This window comes from Stenotrophomonas sp. 93052_Sma (assembly GCF_056481145.1).
In genome coordinates, this window is sequence record NZ_CM151134.1 from 2,282,143 (window position 1) to 2,296,728 (window position 14,586).

11 protein-coding genes and 5 pseudogenes are annotated in these 14,586 nt (G+C 66.2%); 4 read left to right on the forward strand and 12 right to left on the reverse strand.

The features are described 5' to 3' along the window. Nucleotides 1–212 precede the first annotated feature (212 nt). Together ACZK2V_RS10715 and ACZK2V_RS10720 are read left to right on the forward strand one after the other, a co-directional pair. Nucleotides 213–483, forward strand: a pseudogene (locus ACZK2V_RS10715) (hypothetical protein). 110 nt (nucleotides 484–593) lie between these two features. Then, nucleotides 594–1,347: pseudogene (locus ACZK2V_RS10720) on the forward strand (SapC family protein). On the opposite strand, the gene ACZK2V_RS10725 reads toward ACZK2V_RS10720, so the two are convergent. From ACZK2V_RS10725 to ACZK2V_RS10780, 12 genes and pseudogenes are all read right to left on the reverse strand, one after another. Then, on the reverse strand, nucleotides 1,348–3,669 hold the full coding sequence (locus ACZK2V_RS10725; protein ID WP_486323259.1) for an ATP-binding protein: 2,322 nt from the start codon (nucleotides 3,667–3,669) through the stop codon (nucleotides 1,348–1,350). It lies immediately after the preceding pseudogene. Continuing rightward, nucleotides 3,669–4,415, reverse strand: a complete 747-nt coding sequence (locus ACZK2V_RS10730; protein WP_486323260.1) for a LuxR C-terminal-related transcriptional regulator — start codon at nucleotides 4,413–4,415, stop codon at nucleotides 3,669–3,671. The genes ACZK2V_RS10725 and ACZK2V_RS10730 overlap by 1 nt, the downstream gene beginning before the upstream one ends. Nucleotides 4,416–4,459: 44 nt before the next feature. After that, a complete protein-coding gene (locus ACZK2V_RS10735) occupies nucleotides 4,460–4,987 on the reverse strand; it encodes a GNAT family N-acetyltransferase (protein WP_032127338.1) in 528 nt (175 codons plus the stop codon). Between the two features lie 135 nt (nucleotides 4,988–5,122). Continuing rightward, the gene (locus ACZK2V_RS10740) at nucleotides 5,123–5,656 is read right to left on the reverse strand and encodes a lipocalin family protein (protein WP_049421983.1); all 534 of its coding nucleotides are present in this window, start codon (nucleotides 5,654–5,656) and stop codon (nucleotides 5,123–5,125) included. A gap of 8 nt (nucleotides 5,657–5,664) precedes the next feature. Further along, nucleotides 5,665–6,737, reverse strand: a pseudogene (locus tag ACZK2V_RS10745) (SAM-dependent methyltransferase). Beyond that, the gene (locus ACZK2V_RS10750; RefSeq protein ID WP_486323261.1) at nucleotides 6,734–7,519 is read right to left on the reverse strand and encodes a DUF1295 domain-containing protein; all 786 of its coding nucleotides are present in this window, start codon (nucleotides 7,517–7,519) and stop codon (nucleotides 6,734–6,736) included. The pseudogene ACZK2V_RS10745 and the gene ACZK2V_RS10750 overlap by 4 nt, the downstream one beginning before the upstream one ends. Next, nucleotides 7,516–8,059 (reverse strand): annotated as a pseudogene (locus tag ACZK2V_RS10755) (DUF2878 domain-containing protein). Before ACZK2V_RS10755 ends, ACZK2V_RS10750 begins: the two are co-directional and overlap by 4 nt. A 1-nt stretch (nucleotide 8,060) precedes the next feature. Continuing rightward, nucleotides 8,061–9,320 (reverse strand): class I SAM-dependent methyltransferase, encoded by a 1,260-nt coding sequence (locus tag ACZK2V_RS10760; protein ID WP_486323262.1) that lies wholly within the window; start codon nucleotides 9,318–9,320, stop codon nucleotides 8,061–8,063. Next, nucleotides 9,317–10,084 carry a DUF1365 domain-containing protein gene (locus ACZK2V_RS10765; RefSeq protein WP_486323263.1) on the reverse strand — a complete coding sequence of 256 codons (768 nt, stop codon included), beginning with the start codon at nucleotides 10,082–10,084 and terminating at the stop codon, nucleotides 9,317–9,319. The genes ACZK2V_RS10760 and ACZK2V_RS10765 overlap by 4 nt, the downstream gene beginning before the upstream one ends. Next, a pseudogene (locus tag ACZK2V_RS10770) lies at nucleotides 10,081–11,352 on the reverse strand (NAD(P)/FAD-dependent oxidoreductase). The gene ACZK2V_RS10765 and the pseudogene ACZK2V_RS10770 overlap by 4 nt, the downstream one beginning before the upstream one ends. Before the next feature lies 1 nt (nucleotide 11,353). Next, nucleotides 11,354–12,304: an acyl-CoA desaturase gene (locus tag ACZK2V_RS10775; protein WP_459001180.1), complete on the reverse strand. Its 951-nt coding sequence runs from the start codon at nucleotides 12,302–12,304 to the stop codon at nucleotides 11,354–11,356. A gap of 82 nt (nucleotides 12,305–12,386) precedes the next feature. Continuing rightward, the gene (locus tag ACZK2V_RS10780) at nucleotides 12,387–13,154 is read right to left on the reverse strand and encodes a hypothetical protein (RefSeq protein WP_486323264.1); all 768 of its coding nucleotides are present in this window, start codon (nucleotides 13,152–13,154) and stop codon (nucleotides 12,387–12,389) included. Between the two features lie 135 nt (nucleotides 13,155–13,289). Here ACZK2V_RS10780 and ACZK2V_RS10785 point away from each other — a divergent pair, with 135 nt between their 5' ends. Together ACZK2V_RS10785 and ACZK2V_RS10790 are read left to right on the forward strand one after the other, a co-directional pair. Then, nucleotides 13,290–13,913 carry a sigma-70 family RNA polymerase sigma factor gene (locus ACZK2V_RS10785; protein WP_277778750.1) on the forward strand — a complete coding sequence of 208 codons (624 nt, stop codon included), beginning with the start codon at nucleotides 13,290–13,292 and terminating at the stop codon, nucleotides 13,911–13,913. After that, nucleotides 13,910–14,584, forward strand: a complete 675-nt coding sequence (locus tag ACZK2V_RS10790) for a ChrR family anti-sigma-E factor (RefSeq protein WP_459001176.1) — start codon at nucleotides 13,910–13,912, stop codon at nucleotides 14,582–14,584. Before ACZK2V_RS10785 ends, ACZK2V_RS10790 begins: the two co-directional genes overlap by 4 nt. Nucleotides 14,585–14,586 lie beyond the last annotated feature (2 nt).

Genomic DNA, 14,586 nt, shown 5'->3' on the forward strand with positions numbered 1-14,586 from the left:
TCGTCGGGAATGCCCATCCACGCATGGCGTGGATCTACCGGGTGATCGGGTTGCAGGCCCTGCAGTAGATCCACGCCATGCGTGGATGAATTCGCATCGACACCGGGATAATGCACTGCATCGCAACAAAACTGCAGAAAAAGCTGGATTAAAGTGATGCCTCACGATAAATTGCGCACCCCCCGTTGCTCGCCGCCGCCCGCACCCCTCTCATGCGTGATGACAAAGACCCCGGAACCCTGGAGCTGACCCTGCCGCGAAAGCGCGGTCGTCCGCCCAAGTTCGGGTACGCAATGAGTGACGCGCAGCGCGCAGCGCGCTACCGCGCGCGCCGGGCCGGGCAGGCCAACCACGCCGATGTGCGCTCCTGCTCGGACATGGTGCTGCTGGACAAGATCCGCGCTGCGGTGAGCGCGCGACACCGAGCTGGCCGGGTTCCTGGTCCACGTCCTCTGGCAGCGCTACCCCCTGCAGTTGAAATAGGCCGTCGGTGGGGTGGCCGTTGTCATCGAGCTTGTTGATAATGCGGGATTCAGGTTGTTCCCGCTGGCGCGCCCGGGATGGCAGGCGCGCATGATCGAACGGTTCCCAAGATGACGACCACCAGCGACACCACCACCGAAGCGGCGCCGAGCAGCGCCCCCCTGTTCTACACCCGTCCGGTGCCGCTGCAGGCCGATGTGCATGCCGATCTGCGCATCCTGCCGGGCAGGCTCGAGTTTGCCGCCGGCAACAACGCCATTCCGCTGGTGCTGGGCGAGTTCTCGCTGGCCCTGCACCACTTCCCGATCCTGTTCGCCGGCCCGACCGCCGTGCCGATGGCAGCCGTGGGCGTGTCCGACCAGAACCTGTTCATCAAGGACGGCCTGTGGGAAGACGAGGCCTATATCCCGGCCTACCTGCGTCGCCACCCCTTCATCTTCATCGACACCGGTGCAGACAACGACTTCCTGCTGGGCATCGACGAAGAGAGCGCGCGTGGTCAAGGGTGGTGACGAAGGCCAGCCGCTGTTCGTCGATGGCAAGGCCACCGACATGGTGCAGCAGGCGTTGGAGTTCTGCGGCCAGTACACCCGCGAGCACGAACAGACCCAGGCCTTCTCCAAGGCCCTGATCGACAACGGCCTGCTGGTCGAGCGCAACGCCACCGTCCGCACTCCGGATGGCCGCGAGTTCAATCTCAACGGCTTCCTGGTGGTGGACGTCGAGAAGTTCGTAGCGCTGCCGGAAGCGACCGTGGTCGAGTGGCACCGCAGCGGCTGGCTGGCGCTGATCCACCAGCACCTGATGTCGCTGGGTCGCTTCAATGACCTGACCCGTCGCCAGGTCGAGCGCCTGGCGGCCTGATCAGGCCGATGGTGCGGCTTCCGCCTTGCGGGAGCCGTGCCACTGCTGCAATCCCCGCAGCAGTCGCCGCGCCTCGACCCAGTCAGGCGCGGCCTCATGCCCCAGTTCCCACAGGTCGGCCGCTGTGCCGGCCTGATCCGTTGCCCGGCACATCTGCAGCGTTCCCTGCAGCCGATGTGCATGATGGCGCAGTGTCGAGGTATCGGCGTCCTGCACGGCCTGTTCAATCCTGGCCAGCTCATGGGCAATGTCCGCAGCGTAATCCGGCTCGGCGCCAGGGGTGTCATCGGGCGCGGTGCCGTGCGCCGAGGGCGGCAGGTCCAGCGCCTGCAGCAGGCTCGCAACCTGCAGCGGCTTGACCAGGATGGCGTCGAAGCCGGCCCTTCGGCAGCGTGCCGCGTGCCGGCGCCCCATGCGGGCGGACAGGGCAATCACTCGCAGAGGTGCCTGTGCCTGCGCGCGCAGCTGCTGCGCCAGTGCATAGCCATCCGAGCCGCGAAGCCCGATATCCAGTACTACCGTGCCGCGCGGTCGTAGCGCATGCTCGGCCAATGCGGCGTCGGCATCGGCAACCGCGCGTACGTCGGCGCCCAGCCGACGCAGTTGCTCTGCGACGACATGCCGGCTGAGTGCATGATCTTCGACAAGGAGCAGGTCGATGCCGGTCAGTGGCGTCTGCTGCAGCGGCTCGATGGGCGGCTGATCGCCGTGAACGGCGCGGACCGGCAATCGCAGGGTGAAACGGCTGCCGCGCCCATGCACGCTGTGTGCGGTCAGGTTGCCGCCCATGGCAACGGCCAGTTCGTGCGCAATCGTCAGGCCCAGTCCGCTGCCGCCACGTCTCTGGCCATCCTCGTTCTGCTGGAATGGTCGGAACAGAAGCGCCAGTTGAGCGGGTGCGATGCCGATGCCGCTGTCGATCACATCCAGCAACAGCTCCCGGGGAGACAGGGCGGGTTGTAGTTGCAGGCGCACCTCGATACCGCCGACATCGGTGAATTTCAATGCATTGCCCAGCAGGTTGTCGACAATCTGACGCAGTCCATCAGCATCGAGCACAACCACTGGCGCTGGATCGGGCGCGCGATCCAACTGGAGTGACAGCCCTCTCCGCAGTGCCTCCGGCCGGATTGCTTCCAGTGCACGGGCACAGAGTTGGCCGACGTCGCAGGGCGTGGGATGCGGCCTGAAGCTGCCGCTGGCAAGGCGCGAGAACGCCAGCGAGCGATCGAGCAGCCTGCGCAGCGAGTGGCCGGCGGCAAGGGCAGCCGCGAGCAGTTCACGCTGCCCCTTGGGCAGGTGTGACTGGCTCAGCAGGTCGATCGAAGCCAGTACTGTCTGCGCGGAATTGCGCACTTCATGGCTGATCATTCCCGCCGCGCGCCCGAGGCGTTGTTCCGCGCGGCCGATTCGCCAGCGTAACGCCTGCCAGAGCACGGGCAGGCCGATGAGTGCCGCGGCCAGACACAGCAGCCAGAGCAGGAGCGGGGAACGCACCCGATCCAGTGCGCTCTCGATGGATGTGGGCAGCATCTGCTGCGCCCACAACTCCAGCAGGCCTGCGTGCTCTTCGAGGGTGATGGCGCGCAGCGCCTGATCGATGCGCGCCAGCAGCTGCTGGTCCTCCCGGCGGACAAGCAGGTGCAGATCGGTGGAGAATCCGCTGTCGAACGGGTGCAATTGCAGGTTTCCCGTGAAGTGCTGCCGGATCATCGAGTGCAGCGTTGCTTCCAGGCCGATCGCAGCATCCGCGTTGCCGCTTTCAACAGCGGCCAGGGCCGCATGGCGGTCGGGGAGATGCAGGAGGTGGATCCGGGGGTGGTGGATCGTCAGCCAGTCGGCATAGGGGCCGCCGTCAACCACGGCCAGCAGCTGCGCCCTCACGCCGGTAATGTCACGGGGCGGGTGCTCGCCTTTACGCACAGCCAATACCGTCTTGCCGCCATGGAAAGCGCCGGAGGCCCTCAGGTCGGGACAGGGAAGCGGGTGATGCGAGGGGCTGCCCATGACCAGCACCAGGTCGGCCTCGTCCCGGCAGACGGCAGCGACCGCTGCGCTCGTGCTGGGGTAGTTGAGATCGCGGAAGCGCAGGCCGGAATGCCGAGCCACAAGCCTGGCATAGCCATGGGCGAGGGTGGGCAGTGCGCTTGAATCCGCCAGCGTTGGGGGGAGCGGTCGCAATGATGGCGCGGTGGCAACCCGCACTTCGCGGCCGGCGGACCATCTCCGCAACTGTGCATCCTCGGCCGATGCAGCCGGCAGCAGGATCAGGGCGAGCAACAACGTGCACGACGTGCGCAGACGGAGGCGAACGCGCCCCATCACTGGAGCTCCAGCTGCTGCCGCAGTGCATAGATCTCCACGTCATTGCGCAACCCGAGCTTGCGCAGGGCCGCGACCTTTTGGGTACTGACCGTCTTGACGCTGCGGTGGCGGCGCAGCGCGATCTCCGAGACAGTCAGGCCGGCCAGGAGCATGTCCAGCACTTCGCGTTCATTGCGGCTGAGTTCCTCGCGGCACGCCGGGAACAGGCAATCGGCAGGGAGGCGGCACAGCCCCTGCGAGATGCGCACGATGGCATCAGACAGCATCTCCAAGGGCTCGGACTTGCTGACTACGCCGGAGATGCCGGTCGCCAGCAGGTGGTCGATGCGGGTGGATGGCGTCAGCGTGGCGAAGGCGAGCAGGGGAATATGTGGGAAGCACTCGCGCAGCAGCGGAACCAGCTCATCACTGCTGCGGTCGCCAGGCGCCAGGGTGAGATCGATGATGGCGACATCCACTGCCAACTGGCGCAGGCTGCCGATGAGCTCATCGCTGCGGGTGTGGCTGGCGACAATGCTGAAGCGGACGTCGTGGGACAGGTGCAGGGCGGTGCCGCGGCGGACGATTTCGTGATCGTCGAGGAGTGCCAGCCGCAGTCGGCGCGGTGCAGGATATCCATTCATGCGCAGGGAGGTGATCGGCGCCCGCAGGGCGTGGCGATCATTCTGGCGCCGCTGTCGCGTCGAGCATCGAACTTGTTGGAATTTTGCGATTATTCCTAAGAATCGATGCGTAAAGCCCATCAATTCAATGCCGCCGATTGATGAGGTGGATCGTCAGTGCCCAATCAAGCGCTTCGGGGTACTTCGCTCGCGCTGCGCAGGTCGCGGGCCATTTCGCTGGTCGCAGCCCATCCGAGATCCGCATACAGTGGTTTCCCTTGGGTGGTAGCGTGCAGCACCGCGTAGGCCACCGCTCGTCCGGCGAATGCATGGTCGGCCAGTTTCATCAGTTGGCGGGCGATGCCGCGACGCCGATAGCCGGGCTCCACGTAGACATTGAGTACGTAGCCGCGCGTGTCCTGCTCTGGATGGGCGGGGTGGGGCGGCCAGTCGATCAGCATCAGGCCAATGCCTGCGATGGGTTGTCCATTGTCGGAAAGGACATGGCCGAAGTAGTCGCCTGACACCAGGCGCGGTTCGAGCCAGGTACGGAACGGGGCCGCCATCTGCTGAAGGATCTCTTCGCTCCGGCCGCTTTCACGGAACATCGCTTCTCGGTGAGCGCAGATGAGGTCGAGGTCGCACGGAAGGATCTGCCGGACTTCGAATCCATTCCAGGAGGTTGTGATGGCATCGTCCGCGGGGCTGTTCATCGATCGTGTATCCGTTCCGGCCTTGCTGGCCTGCCCAGCATCGTATCTGCAGGGCGCGTCGCGAGTGCACCACGTTGCAATGATTGATGATCGACTGATGCTCCAGGACGATCGACCCGGGCAGAAGGTGCCGCGTCATCGCACCGATTGCGGCACCCGCCTCAGCTTGCGGGTGTCGTAACCCATGGCCGCAATCCGCTCGACCGCCTGCTGGTAGTCACTGTCCGACACCTGCGGGGTGCGGGCCATGTACCAGACGTAATCGCGCTTGCTTCGTGCCACGATGGTCTGGCGGTAGCTTTCATCGAGCCAGGCGATCACGTACTCAGCCTGGATCGGCCAGATGAACTGCATGCCCCAGACCGCGCCGTTGCCTTCCTTCTCGACACGGCCGATGGGGTGCATGGACTTCTGTGGCGCTTCGAAGCTGCCTTTGCGGTACGTGAAGGTGGTCTGGATGCGTCCATCGGGGCGCAGGGCATAGCTCTCCACGGCGTCGAAGGCTTCGCGCTCAGGGCGCGACGGGATATGCGCGATCACGTACCAGTCGCCCATGAAGCGCGGCACATCCACCGACGGTGGACGCGGCAACGGGCGGGTGTCGCTGGAACTGCAGCCGGAACCGAACAGGCCGACCGCGATCAGGGGAAGCAGCGGAAACATGCGCATCGGGCACCTCAGCGGGGTCGGAACAGATAGTGGGCCACCAGCCACTGCTGGCCGTCGTCGTAGCCGAACAGCTCGGCGCATGCCATCCAGAACATCCGCCAGCGCTGCCACCAGACCTTCGCTGCAACCTGGCCATAGGTGGCGATCAACACCGGCATCACCTGCTCGCGGGCTGCATCCTGGTTGGCCAGCCAGTGGTCGGCCGTGCGCTGGTAATGGGTGCCGTCCAGCAGCCAGCGTTGCTCCAGGCGCAAGTCGCGCTGGAAATGCAGCAGCGTGTCGGCCGCCGGCATCAGTCCGCCGGTAAAGAAGTGGCGACCCATCCAGTTGTCGCCGCCGTCTGTCTCGAACGGATACATCAGTGTGCGATGGGCGAAGATGTGCACGAACAGTGCACCGTCCGGTTTCAGCCACCGTGCGATGCCTGCCAGCAGGCGCTGGTAGTTGCGTACGTGCTCGAACATCTCCACCGAGACGCAGCGGTCGAACCGGGCCGTCGGCAGGTCAAGCTGGTTGACGTCGCGGGTCATCACCTCGACGTTGCCCAGGCCGCGCGCCTCGCACTGCGCCATGATGTACTGGCGCTGGCTGTGCGAGTTGGAGACGGCGGTGATATGCGCCTGCGGGTAACGTTCTGCCATCCACAGGGTCAATGAGCCCCAGCCGCAGCCCAGCTCAAGTATCTGCTGGCCATCGGCCAGTCCGGCGCGCTGGCCGTACAGTTCCAACATGGCGTCCTCGGCCTGGTCCAGCGTTTCGCGCCCGGTGGCGTAGTAGCAGCTGCTGTACTTCAGCCGCTTGCCCAGGCAGGCCTGGAAGAATGCCGCGGGAACTTCGTAGTGCTGGCGGTTGGCCGCTTCGGTATGCAGCGCGAGTGGGCTGTCGGCCAGCTCGGTGATGCGCTGGCTGAAGCGTGCCGATTGGCCTTCGATGCCGCCTTCGCTTTCCTCATGCAGGCGTCGCGCGACAAGCGGCGGATGCCCGCACGCAGCGCCGCATCGGGCACCAGCCCACGTTCGGCCCAGGCGATCAGCCCGGTTTCCGCATCTTCGGCCGGATTCAGTGAAGGGATCGCGCTCATGCGGAATGCTCCTTGGAAGAACGGGAGAACCAGGGAAAGAACATCGATGTAGTGCGCTGGTAGGCGCGGTAGTCGGCGCCTCGGCTGCGCAGCGCTTGCTTTTCAGTGAAGGGAATGCCGCTGAGATAGCGCAGGAACACGTACATCAGCAGCGGGCCGGCCCAGGCCAGCCACCACAGTGGCGAGCCGACCGCGAGCAGGACATAGCTGAACCAGTGCAGCCACTCGAAGAAGTAATTGGGGTGGCGGGAGTAACGCCAGAGCCCCTCGCGGCAGGTGCGGCCCTTGTTCGCTGGATTCGCGCGGAACCGGGCCAGTTGATGGTCGGCCAGGCTCTCGCCGCCGACGCTCAGCAGCCAGACGAGTGCGGCGGCCACGATCCACAACGTCGTGCTTGTCTGCGGATTGTCAGCCACCGCGACGAAGGGCAGGGCGAACAGCACGACCAGCAGCGCCTGGGCCATGAAGAAGCCGAAGATCCTGCCCTGATGCCCTTGCCAGTGCTCGCGCAGATAACGGTAGCGGCCGTCTTCCTGTTCGTGGCCGACCCGGTGCCACAGGTGCAAGGCGAGTCGACTGCCCCACAGGCCACCGAGCACGCCGAGCGCCATCCGTGGCGCCGCCGCACCATCGCCGAGCCATGCCAGCAACAGGGCTGATGCGCCCACGCCCTTGGCCCAGAGCACATCGACCACGCCGATGTTGCGGTGGCGGCGCTGCCAGGCCCAACCCCAGCTCATCACAAGTACGGCATACAGCAGGACCCACAACAGATTGATCATGACGGTGCTCCTGCCAATGGCGGCGGGAGGGTGCGGGAGCCGCGACGAGCGGCCATGCACAGCAGCGAAAGCGCGATGCTCCAGCCCACACCCAGCACCAGCAGGCCCTGCCACAGCGGCGCAGTGAAACGGACCGCCTCGAAACCGCGCTGCGGAGAGATACGCCAGCGGGGCCAGCAACAGGCCGAACAGGGCTGGCAGGGCAGGATGGCGCAGCAGGAAGCGCATCGACGTGGTCAGCGTCATCGCAAACGCGGCCCACAACGCCATGATCCAAAGGGGTGGAGTCCAGCCCAGCGGGGCAGCAGCGTAGCGCACGGCGCCGCTGGCGGCGGCACTGGCGTCGACCAGCCACGCGCAGGCCAGCGCCAGCAGCATCAGCCGAAGGTCCAGTCGAGGGTGCGGTGAAGTCAGCAGCTGGCTGCCGATATAGATCGTTGCGGCCAGCAGCGCCGGCCACTGCCAGCCTCGCCCTGCGCCGGCCACGGCACACAGCCAGACCAGCTGGTTGCCAAGCAGATTGGCCCAGAACCGCCGCATGTCAGCGGCTGTCGCCCGCAGCGAGGACGGGCCGGTGGTCCGCACGGGCCAGCAGCAGATGCGAGACGCCGATCGAACGTTCCAGGAAGCCGCCCTCGCAATAGGCCAGATAGAACTCCCACAACCGGCAGAAGCGCGCATCAAAGCCCTGCGCCTGCACCGCAGGCAGCTGGGCCAGGAAGCGCTGGCGCCAGGCGCGCAGGGTCAGTGCGTAGGAGTGGCCGAAGTCCTGCTGGGCGATCAGCTGCAGGTCGCTGGATCGGGTCTTGGCGGCCATGATCGCGTTGATCGATGGGATGAAGCTGCCCGGGAATACATAGCGCTTGATGTAGTCGACGCTGCGCCGGGCCTGTTCGTAGCGATGGTCCTCGATGGTGATGGCCTGCAGCAGGGCAACGCCATCCGGCTTGAGCAGGCGTTGCAGCGTAGCCATGTAGGTGTCCAGGTACTCGGCGCCGATCGCTTCGATCATCTCGATCGAGACCAGCTTGTCGAACTGGCCCTGCAGGTCGCGGTAGTCCTGCATCAGCAGCGTGACCTGATCCTGCAGGCCCGCCGCCTCTACGCGCTGGGCGGCCAGCGCATGCTGTTCCGCGGAGATGGTGGTGGTGGTCACATGGCAGCCATAGTGCTGGGCGGCGTGTACCGCGAAACCGCCCCAGCCGGTGCCGATCTCCACCACGCGGTCGCCTGGCTTGAGCTGCAGCTGCTGGCAGATGCGGTCCAGCTTGCGCCGCGAGGCGGATTCCAATGACTCGGATTCGTTGTCGAACATCGCCGACGAGTACATCAGGTCAGGCGACAGAAACAGGGCAAAGAAGTCGTTGCCCAGGTCATAGTGCGCGGCGATATTGCGGCGGCTGCCTTCACGGCTGTTGCGGCGCAGGCGGTTCCAGACCCGCAGCATCCCCCCACCCAAGCGGGCCGGGCCACGCTCCATGCCGTCGAGCAGATCGCGATTGCGCACCAGCAGCCGGATCAGTGCCACCAGATCATCGCAGTGCCACTCGCCCTGGATGTAGCTTTCACCTGCGCCCACACTGCCTTGCGCAGCAACCTTGCGATAGAACGCCGGGTCATCGATGGTGACGGTGACATGCAGTTCACCACGGGCATCGCCCAGCCAGACTTCGCCGAGTGCATCGCGCACGCACAGCCGACCGTCGCGCATCGGGGCCAGCTGGGCCAGCAGGCGGCGGCGCAGGAACGCGTCCAAGGCGCCGGGGCGCGGCAGGGCAACCCAGGGAGTCATCGAGTTCATCGCGGTTTCTCGGAAAGAGTGGGGTGGTCGTGCACCGGGTTGCGTTTCAACCACAGCCGCAGTGCGTGCCAGTGAATGGCGGCCACCACCTGGGTGGTCATCAGGGGATAGCAGGCCAGGACCCGGGCCAGCCCGCGGCCATCCAAGGCACGCCGCTGCATGGCCTGGGTGGCATCAAACTGGCGCACGCCGTCCCGCCAGACCTGCATGTGCACGCGCAGGTCCTGGTCGGGGCGGTTGAATCGCCAGTCGTAGCCGCAGTCCATCGGCATGAACGGCGAGACATGGAAGCACTTGTCGAACTGCCAACGCAGTGAGCTGCCTTCGTGCGTGGCGGTAGCGACCGGCAGCACATAGGCGTGCCGTTCCTTCCAGGGCGTGTTGGTGATCTCGGCGACAATGCAGTCCAGCGTGCTGCCGTCGGCCTGGTAGCAGTAGTAGAAACTGACCGGGTTGAACACGTGCCCGGCAAAGCGAAGATGGGTGAGCAGGCGCACCGGGCCGGTCGGCCGGTAGCCAAGAGTGTGGGCGGCGTGATCGCGGATGGCATCGGCCAGGGGCCGTGCGGGATCGCCGAAGTAGTCGCTGCGGCGGAACTCGGCCAGGTTGCGGCGATTGACTGACCACAACCATCGCCCGGCGAACACCGTATCGAGTTCGTCCAGATCGAGCAGCAGCTGGGCGATGGGGTAACGGAAGGCATGCGGGTGCGGATGATGCCGGCGATGCATCACCTGCCCGATGTAGAGCGCGCTGGCACTCATGCCGCCACCTCATCCGAGGCGGATGCCAGCCGATGTGGAGCGCAGGCCTGCAGGGCATCGACCACGCGGCGGGCGCTGCGGATGCCATCCTCATGGAAGCCCCAGCCCCAATAGGCGCCTGCGAACCACGTATGGCGACGGCCCTGCAGTTCCGCCCAGCGCTGTTGCGCGCACTGCGGCATGGTCGTGCACCGGGTGGGCGTAGCGCAGCGTACGCAGTACTTTGGCCGGATCGATTGCCTCGCTGCGGTTGAGGGTAACCACCAGGGGCGTATCGCCGGGCAGGCCCTGCAGCAGGTTCATGCAGTAGCTGACCGTGCAGGGCGCGGCGCGATCCTCTGGCACGTGCGCGTTCCATGCCGCCCACGCCTTGCGGTTGCGCGGCAGCAATGACGCATCGGTGTGCAGCACCGCTTCATTGGTTTGATAGCGGATGGCGCCGAGCACGTCGCGCTCGATGGGGTCGGCGTCGCGCAGCAGCGCCAGGGCCTGGTCGCTGTGGCAGGCCAGGATGACCTCATCGAAGCCTTCCACGCCGGCCGCGCTGTGCACGCGCGCCCCAGCGCATGCGCTCGACCGACTGCACCGGGCACTCCAGCCGCTCATGCACCCGCCAGCGGGCGCGCAGGGCATCGACATAGCGTGCCGATCCGCCGCTCACCACCCGCCACGGCGCGCCCGCTCATCTGCAGCATCTGGTGGTTGGCCATGAACTGGGCCAGATAGCGCGCCGGGAAGTCCTGCACGGTGGCGGTCGGTGAGGACCACAGTGCCGAGGCCATCGGCAGCAGGTGCTCGTCGATGAAGGCCTCGCCATAGCGCTGGCTGCGCAGGTACTCGCCGAGCGTGGGGCCGTCTTCCTCGGCCAGCAGCAACGGCGCATCCCGATAGAACCGGCGCAGGTCGGCCAGCATGCCCCAGAATCGAGGTGACACCAGGTTGCGGCGCTGGCAGAACAGGCCATCCAGCGAGGTGGCGTTGTACTCCACGCCGCTGCGCTCGCTGTGCATCGAGAAACTCATCGTGGTCGGCTGCGAAGCCACACCCAGCTCGTCGAAGAGCGCGGTCAGCAGCGGATAGTGCTGGGGATTGAACACGATGAACCCGGTATCCACCGCCATGCGTGTGCCATCCACCTGCACGTCGTGCGTGTGGGTATGGCCACCGAGGTAGTCGTTGGCCTCGAACAGTGTGACGTCGTGCTGGCCATCGAGCCACCAGGCACTGGCCAGCCCCGCGATACCCGAGCCGATGACGGCGATGCGCATGTCAATACCTCGCCTTGGCCAGGACCCACTCGGGGATGGGCTTGAGACCTTTGACCAGGCCCAGCGCCGCCATCGCGCGCAGTCCGTACCAGGTCAAATCCACTTCCCACCAGCGGAAGCCCTGGCGGACAGTGCCAGGGAAGAAGTGGTGGTTGTTGTGCCAGCCTTCGCCGAAGGTGAGCAGCGCCAGCCACAGGTTGTTGCGGCTGTCATCGCGTGTATCGAAGCGGCGGCGGCCGAATCGATGCGCCAGCGAATTGATGGTGACCGTGGCATGGAACAGCACGATGGTGGAGATGAAGAAGCCCCACACCAGCAGCTGTGGGCCGGAGGTGTGCAGGCCCGGTGCCCAGCGCTCCAACCCGGCGCCCAATGCATACAGCGCTGCGGCCAGCAGTACCGGTACGGCCGTATCGAAACGGTCCAGCCAGCGCAGTTCGGGGAAGCGCGCCAGGTCCGGTACCCGTGACAGATCGGTGGCGAACGCCTCGCGGGTCAGGAACCAACCCATGTGGCTGCGCCAGAAGCCGCCCTCGCGTGGCGAGTGCGGATCCAGCGGCTGGTCGGCATGCCGATGGTGATGGCGATGATGGGCGGCCCACCAAAGCGGCCCACGCTGCACGCTGGAGGCGCCGATGACAGCGAACACGAACTGCACCGTTCGCGATGCCTGGAAGGTCCGGTGCGAGAAATAGCGGTGATAGAACGCCGTGATGGCGAACATGCGCACCGCATAGAGCACTGCGGCGACGATCACCGCTGTCCATGAGATTCCGACCCAGAGCACAGCGATGCAGGCCAGGTGCATCAGTGCGAATGGCACGGCGCGCAACCAGTCGATGCGGCCGGGCTGTTCGTCGGTGGTCTCTGCGACGTTGCCGGTGTCGATCCAGCGCTGCAGCGTACGCAGCAGGCGCGAGCGTCGACGGGGGAGGGGCGCTACAGAGGCCATTGGGGGATCTCGGCGGGTGTCGTGTCTACCTGTACGCAGCAGCGCGTGCAATGGATGCGCTGCCACGCGAAGAATCTCGACTTCACCTGGGCGTCACGGCGCAGCGGTCGACCAGAGGATGCGTCCAGGCCTGCTGCCATTCCGCGGCAGTCTGCTCGGCAGCAGGCGAGCTGAAGCGCACCGTCACCTGCGGATAAGTGCCGCGTGCATCGCGCAGGTTGCTGGTACCGCGGAATTCCAGCAGGCGGCGGTCGGTGCTGGCATAGACCAGTGACAGACGCGGGGCGATGCTGCCGAACCAGGTGTCCAGACTGACGTCGATCGACTGGGCATCAATACCCTGCCAACGTACCGGACCGATGCGCCGCACCTGCACCGGGAAGTAGCGCTGCCGCCCCGGCACCAGGAAGGGCAGGCTGATGCGTTCGCCGCGCAGCAGCGCCGGCCAGTGCAGGCGCACCGCCGCGTCGAACCCTGCATCGATCACCGCGTCCGGCGGCAGTTCAAGCCGGCGCTGATGCGGCTGGCTGGCGGCATCTTCCTTCCAGGCAATCGACACCGAGTCGCCAGTGGCGTCGACTTCGGCGGTCTGGCCGCTGCGGCGGTCCTGCAGCGAATAGCCCCGTGCCTGCGGGCGGGCGCTGGCGGGCAGATGCTTGCGGGCGAAGGGCTGGCCATCCGGGCACTGGTACAGCACCCAGCGTTCGGCACCCTCCGTTGCCTCGCGCCGCCAGTGCACTTCACGGTAGAGGATGTCGCCCTGCGCGGAGGTGGCCACACCCTCACTTCGCAGCCAGGGTGCCGCCAGCGCGGCATGGGGCAGGCACAGCAGCAGCCAGGCAGTGCGCATGGTGTTCATCCGGAAGGGTAGGTCTCTCAGGTCATACGGTGGGGGCGCCCGGTTGGATGCGCAGTGCCGACTGCATCCAATGGCTGCCCCTGCACGTACAGAGGACAGACCTTCACCCGCCCGCCGCGAACGCAGATGTACCCTGACGCCGCCAGCACACTCCTCAACTTCGATAGCGCACGCACCGTGTCCAGTTCCCAGCAGCCGAGCAGCGAGCCGACGAACTGGGCCGGTGACATGGACGGCGTGGCGCGGCTGCGCGACCGCGAGTGTTTCATGCGGATCTACGACTACTTCATGCCGCGGCTGTGCGTGTACCTGCGCGGCCTGGGCGCACCCGATGCCGTAGCCGAAGAGCTGGCGCAGGAATGCCTGTTGCGCCTATGGCTGCGGGCCGCCGATTTCGATCCGGCACAGGGGGCGCTGAGTACGTGGTTGTATCGCATCGCCCGCAACCTGCATATCGATCGAGTGCGCCGTGAGCGCAGCTGGATGCAGGTGCAGGCGGCGGTGGAGGACGCGGCGACGCTGGATGTGATCGAGCGCAGCAGCGCCGAGCAGTTCGCCGACCAGGCGCGTCTGCGCCAGCGCATCAACGAGCTGCCTGCGGTGCAGGCGCGGCTGGTGCGGATGTCCTATTTCGAGGCCAAGAGCCACAGCGAGATCGCCGAAGCGCTGGGCATGCCGCTGGGGACGGTCAAATCGCATTTGCGCCGTGCCTTCCTGCAACTGCAGGCGAAAGTGGGAGGTGTGCTGTGAATCCGCACCACCACCTGCACGAATCCACGCTGATGAGCTATGCCGCGGGTGCGCTGTCGTCGCCGTTGAGCATCGTGGCCGGTGCCCATCTGGAGCAGTGCCCGCATTGCCGTCAGCGCCTGCGCGATGCTGAGGCGATCGGTTCGGTACTGCTGGAGCAGACCCAGCCGCCTGCAACCGACACGCGGCGCGAACAGTTGCGCGAGGCCATGCTGATGCAGCTGGCCACGGAAACGCCGATGGCCATGGCGGAATCCCTGCGTCCTATGCCGAAGGAGCGGCCCGAGGCCGATCCCGATCATCTGCCGGTATCATTGCATCCCTACTTTGGCACCTCGCTGGGTGACCTGCGCTGGCGTTGGATGGCGCCGGGGGTGCACTGCATCCGGGCCGAGCAGATGCCCTCGCTGATCATGCTGAAGATCGCCCCCGGCAAGTGCCTGCCCATGCACAGCCATGGCCGCAGCGAGCTGACTCAGATCCTGCGCGGTTCCTACAACGACGCGCTGGGGCTGTTCGCGCCGGGTGACGTGGCGGATCTGGACGAGGAGGTGGAGCACCAGCCGGTGACCGCGCCGGGTGTGCCGTGCATCTGCGTGTCTGCGTTGGATGCGCCGTTGGTGTTCAGCGGTTGGCTGGCGCGGAAGATCCAGCGTTTCGTGAAACTGTGAGG